We start from the raw sequence: 4,830 nt of genomic DNA on the forward strand, positions 1-4,830 counted from the left end.
AATTATAGAAATAGAATGTCGGGCTTTCTCATATCTCAAATCTCATATCTCATATCTTTTATCTCATATCTCACATCTCTCTAGGCATATGAAAATAGGATTATTCTTCGGCTCATTCAATCCCGTTCATATTGGCCATCTGATTATAGCCAATTACATGGCGAATTACACTGACCTTGAGCAGGTTTGGCTGGTGGTTTCTCCTCATAATCCTTTGAAAGAAAAGAGCGACCTCATCAATATGTATGATCGGCTAGAAATGACGAAATTGGCTACAGAAGAAGCAATGAATATCAGGGTTAGCGATGTGGAACTAAAACTTCCACAACCATCTTATACCATTGATACGCTAACTTTTCTTCATGAAAAATACCCGGAACATGAATTCAGTCTAATCATGGGTTCAGACAATTTAACCTCAATCAAAAAATGGAAAAATTATGAACTGATTCTACGTGATTATCACATTCATATTTACCCAAGACCGGGGTTTGAAATACAAGAATTCAAGGATCATCCTTCCATAACAATTACAGAAACTCCTCTTATGGAATTATCTGCCACATTTATTCGGAAAGCTGTTAAAGAAGGTAAGAATGTGCACTATTTTGTACCTGATAAAGTGCTTAAATTTATCGATAGCAAAAATTTATACCGTTAATACTCGGAAATGCCCAGCATTAAAGACGCTAAAAGAATTATAAAAATACTGTGAGCAACGAAAAAACCATACTTAAACTGAAACTCCCTACCGACCCGCTTTGGGTTAAGAATGTGGTTGAAAGTAATATTGAGGAGATTCTAACTGACCATGCCTTTTGTGAGCAGAAGGCTGCCAGCAATGCTATAACGCTTATCGTTCAAAATCCAAATCTGTCTGACCTAGTACAGGAAATGGCCCTCTTGGTACAAGAGGAAATGGATCATTTTAAAAGGGTACATGATCTGATCCTTGCCAGAGGATTTGTGCTTGGCAGAGAACGAAAAGATCATTATGTAAATGAACTATTGCAATTTGTAATCAAAGGCGGAAGCAGGCATGACCAATTGATTGACCGGCTTTTATTCTCTGCCATGATTGAAGCCAGAAGCTGTGAACGCTTCAAAGTAATGTCTGAGCATATTAATGATGAAGAACTTTCCAAGTTCTATTATGAACTGATGGTCAGTGAAGCCGGTCATTATACCATGTTCATTGGGCTTGCTCGAAAATATGCTGAAGGAATTGATGTAGAAAAACGCTGGAAAGAATTTCTTGATTATGAAGCTCAGGTTATCCAAAATTATGGTAAATCGGAAACGATACATGGTTAATAACCGGATTAATCTACTGATAGCCAACTATTCATCCCGATGAGGCGGGAAGAATATTATGATGAATAAAAATAGTTTATGATCAACCGATTTCTCCACCCTTCACTAGTACCTTTCAGTTAAAAATAGCGCAGGTGTTCGAAATGACGACGTTATTCCGAATCAGGAACGAAGAGGAATCTGTTGAGTAAAACAGAGATTTGATCAGTAGATCTCTCCACGATTCAAAGTTTTTTAAAGGGAAACATACTTTAACGTATTCGAGATGACGTTAATGTTGTCATCAAATCAAACAATTAAGCACGAATTACTCTTCTTACTATTTTTTAAATAACAAAAATATAGCAGGACGTTTATGTAATTGCGGAATCTTCAGCTTCCATTCCCTTATACTTTTTGTCTGAATGAATTCACTTTCGGAAGTCAAATCGCAGGCAATGCATAATCGTGTTTCGGGTTTACAACTTTTTAAGACCTCCTCTAGTATCGAATCGTTGCGAAATGGCGTTTCAATGAACATCTGAGTTTGACTATGCCGCTCTGCTACCCCTTCTAACTCCTTAACCTTATTAGCCCGTTGTAACTTATCAATTGGCAAATAACCATGAAATGTAAAACTTTGGCCGCTAAAACCAGAAGCCATTAATGCCAGTAATATGGAGCTAGGTCCAACCAAAGGAACAACTTTTATCCCTTTTGAATGGGCTAAAGCCACAATTTCTGCTCCCGGATCAGCAACACCCGGACAGCCAGCCTCACTCATCAGACCCACATCTTTACCCGATAACAAGCCTTTAAAAAATTCGTGAAGATTACCATCTCTATTATGCTTGCCATAATCATGAACAATAAGTTCACTCTGGGGGGTTTTTAAACCGGCCTCCTTTAAAAACCTGCGTGCAGTTTTACTGTTTTCAACGATATATTCATTAATGTGATTAATGGTATCGACAAGGTATGGAGTAAATGATTTTGCAGATGCATTTTCTGCCAATGGAACGGGAATAAGATAAAGAGTGCCTAAAAGCATGTATAGTTTTTTGTACAAATTAATTAAAATCAATCCAAAATGCTGCTTTATATTGACAAATGATGAATACTAGCTAGTCATTTATTCCGCTTAGCATGATATTAAGCAATAAATTAATTACACTATAAGCTTTTCAAAATTCTGAAAGAGTGTCATTATTGGGTTACTCTTATTTCAACTTACTGAGTGCCAGTCTCATTCTTGGAATCATTTGTTGAATATCTTCAAGAGAACAACCACCAACAGAGGCTCTAAACCAATTTACGCTATTGTTAGTGCCAAATGCAGAAAAAGGTACAATGCCCATTTTAGCCTCTTTAATCAGGTAAAAATTAACATCCGCACTATTTTTCAAAATATCACCATCTGTTGTAGTTTTTCCAATATAATCAACCTTTACAGTTAGATAAATTGCACCCATTGGATTAATTGCATCCACAGCGAAACCATCTGCCTTTAGCTGAATTATTCCCTGGTAAAGTGCATCTAAACTTTTTTGAACCTTCGCTTTAAAGGTGGTCAAGTAGGTATTTAACTCCAATGGCTGGGTTAGAAATTTAGCTGTTGCTAGCTGCTCTGGCTTGGGCGCCCATGCTCCCACATGACCTACAATAGTTTTCATTTTATCGATTACATGCTCCGGCCCAAAAGCCCATCCAACCCGCACTCCTGTTGCAGCAAGGCATTTAGAGATCCCATCAATATAAATAACATAATCTTTCAACTCAGGTTTAAGGCTTACGGGATCATAATGAATTTGATCGCCAAAGGTAAGTAGAGAGTAGATTTGATCGTACATGATATACAATGGCTTTTCATCTGCTGCACGGTTCTTATTCTCTTCGATGACCAGCTCGCAGATCTCTTCCAGATCCTTTTTTGCAAACATGGTTCCGGTAGGGTTCAATGGAGAACATAATGCCAGTAGTGTTGCACCTTTTAAATGAGGCCTGATATCATCAGCCTTAGGCATAAAATTATTATCCGCAGATGTGATTACAGGAACTTGTTCTGCACCTGTAAACCGACAATAATGATTATTGTTCCAGGATGGTGTGGGGAAAATCACTTTATCGCCGGGATCGATCAATGCCATATAGGTACCATAAATCAAAGGACGAGATCCACCCGCAACTAAAATTTGCTTGCTGTTATATTCCAATCCAAAGCGCTCCTTTAAAAATGCCGAAACATTCTCGCGCAATACAGCAACACCCTCGGCGGGGGGATAATTAGTCTGATTATCTTTATATGCATCTACAATTCCTGCTTTGAGCTCATCCGGTATCGGATAAATATTAGCGTCAAAATCACCGATAGTTAAGTTAGCAATCTGTTCACCTTGGCGCTTAAGCTCATTGATCTCGCCGGCAATTTTTATAATTTCTGAACCCTCAAGTGTATTTGCTAATCTGGATATATTCATTCTGTTATGGATCTTCAGATAACCTCTTATTAAAATTATTTTATTTAATATCAGACAATTAGTGCACTGACAGCTTTTTCAACTTTCTCAAAATTAAATCCGGATAAGACCCCATTAAAGGTGTCGCGGATCTGCTCATTACACAAATTACCAATACTACCTTCATGGCTATGTTTTACAGTTGAAGGTGCTTTAAATTCACCCTTTTGAATGGCTATACCAACATTTTTATAGGCTTCACGGAATGGTACACCATTCAATACTTCCTCGTTTACCGCATCCACACTAAACAAATAAGCATATTTCTCATCTTTCAATATATCCTCTTTAATTTGAATAGACTGAAGCATGAAGGCGGTCATTTCCAGACACTCATTTAAAGACTTGAATGCCGGAAATAGATTTTCTTTCAGCAATTGAAGATCGCGATGGTATCCTGAAGGCAAGTTAGTGGTCATCAGAGCGATCTCATTGGGTAAAGCCTGTATCTTATTACATCTTGCACGGATCAGTTCAAAAACATCCGGATTTTTCTTATGTGGCATGATGCTCGAACCGGTGGTCAACTCATCTGGAAAGCTTATAAATGCAAAATTCTGATTAATGAAAAGACAAGCATCCATTGCCAGTTTTGCCAGAGTTGCCGCCACTGATGACATTGCCTGTGCCAGAATCCGTTCAGTTTTTCCACGGCCCATTTGTGCATAAACTACATTATAGTTCAGCGAATCAAAACCTAATAACTCGGTGGTCATGGTACGGTTCAAAGGAAAAGAAGATCCATATCCGGCTGCTGAACCTAATGGATTCTTATTACACACCTTCCAAGCTGCAAGCATCAACTCCATATCATCGGTAAGGCTCTCGGCATAAGCACCAAACCAAAGTCCGAAAGAGGAGGGCATTGCGATCTGCAAATGAGTATATCCTGGAAGTAATTTATTCTTATGCTCCTCGCTTTGATTGATCAGTTGATTAAATAGTAGTTCCGTATTTTTAACAATTCCTTGAATTTCACTCCTGAAAAATAGTTTAAGGTCAACAAGAACCTGATCATTCC

The 4,830-nt window shown here is 38.1% G+C and carries 5 protein-coding genes; 2 read left to right on the plus strand and 3 right to left on the minus strand.

The window, feature by feature from the left end:
• The first annotated feature begins 88 nt into the window (after nt 1–88).
• Nucleotides 89–661, plus strand: a complete 573-nt coding sequence (nadD, locus tag ACIQZ6_RS11895) for a nicotinate (nicotinamide) nucleotide adenylyltransferase (protein WP_395811382.1) — start codon at nt 89–91, stop codon at nt 659–661.
• Between the two features lie 50 nt (nt 662–711).
• Nucleotides 712–1,314 (plus strand): tRNA-(ms[2]io[6]A)-hydroxylase, encoded by a 603-nt coding sequence (locus ACIQZ6_RS11900; RefSeq protein WP_395811374.1) that lies wholly within the window; start codon nt 712–714, stop codon nt 1,312–1,314.
• Between the two features lie 319 nt (nt 1,315–1,633).
• Here the strand turns inward: ACIQZ6_RS11900 and ACIQZ6_RS11905 are convergent, their stop codons facing one another.
• The 3 genes from ACIQZ6_RS11905 to ACIQZ6_RS11915 all read right to left on the minus strand — a co-directional run.
• Nucleotides 1,634–2,344: an SAM-dependent methyltransferase gene (locus tag ACIQZ6_RS11905; protein ID WP_395811376.1), complete on the minus strand. Its 711-nt coding sequence runs from the start codon at nt 2,342–2,344 to the stop codon at nt 1,634–1,636.
• A 169-nt stretch (nt 2,345–2,513) separates the two neighbouring features.
• The gene (locus ACIQZ6_RS11910; protein ID WP_395811378.1) at nt 2,514–3,770 is read right to left on the minus strand and encodes a pyridoxal phosphate-dependent aminotransferase; all 1,257 of its coding nucleotides are present in this window, start codon (nt 3,768–3,770) and stop codon (nt 2,514–2,516) included.
• Nucleotides 3,771–3,820: 50 nt separating this feature from the next.
• On the minus strand, nt 3,821–4,830 hold a 1,010-nt coding region (locus tag ACIQZ6_RS11915; protein ID WP_395811380.1), incomplete at its 5' end, for an argininosuccinate lyase.

Origin of the sequence: Daejeonella sp., assembly GCF_044348475.1 — a bacterium.
Lineage (GTDB): Bacteria > Bacteroidota > Bacteroidia > Sphingobacteriales > Sphingobacteriaceae > Daejeonella.